We start from the raw sequence: 667 nt of genomic DNA, 5'->3' as shown, positions 1-667 counted from the left end.
CGCAAAGACGATGACCTGGTCGATGAGGCTCCGCCGCAGATGGACGACGTCCGTTCCCGCCAGGCGGGGGCCTCCATTCGGCGTGGTGAAGACCCACTGGTACCGGGCCCACTCGTCAGGCATGTCCACCGCTGAGCAGCGCACCATCGTGCCGGTCCCCGCCGGGTGGCGCCGGATGTCCAGCACGAACCGCTCGACCGCCGCGATTCCTTCGCTGCGACCCAACGGCCCCCAGAAGACCACGTCTGAGGTCAGGGCCTGGGAGAGCAGGGCAGTCACATAGCTGTCGTCCGAGGCGTTAAACGCGGAGATGAACGTGTCGATCGCGGAGCGTGCCGTCTCTTCCTGCATGCCCCAGTAATACCAGCCGTTGCGCGTGCGCTCGTCCCGCGTGCCGCCTTCCGATCGCGGTGGACCATCCCGGTCACAGCACTAGCTGTCGCCTCTATCGGGTCCAGCGAGGGTTTCGTCCGGTTATAGCGAGGATTTCCTCGAAGGGGGTGGGGTTGGCCCCAGCCGGGAAAGGGGCGCCGAAGATGCTCATCTGGCGGCCCGTCGGGGCGAGTTCGGCGACCAGCGGCAGAAGGGCGGGTATGGCAGTCGGAGCCGGAGTGAACGGCTGGGAGGTGGCACGGGCGAGATCCCAAGCGTGCACCGTGAGATCGAG

Annotated in this window: 2 protein-coding genes; both read right to left on the bottom strand. The window is 67.0% G+C overall.

What is annotated here, in order from left to right; all coding sequences use genetic code 11:
• Window positions 1–351: nuclear transport factor 2 family protein (locus IE140_RS35745; RefSeq protein WP_189461118.1), on the bottom strand; the 351-nt coding region annotated here is incomplete at its 3' end.
• A gap of 94 nt (window positions 352–445) precedes the next feature.
• Window positions 446–667 (bottom strand): DinB family protein (locus IE140_RS36365; RefSeq protein WP_506417309.1); only part of this gene is annotated, 222 nt, incomplete at its 5' end.

The sequence above is a fragment of the Streptomyces parvus genome, assembly GCF_014648875.1.
GTDB lineage: Bacteria > Actinomycetota > Actinomycetes > Streptomycetales > Streptomycetaceae > Streptomyces > Streptomyces parvus.
Note: the sequence above shows the minus strand (reverse complement) of the source record. Positions and strands in the feature narration are given on the sequence as shown.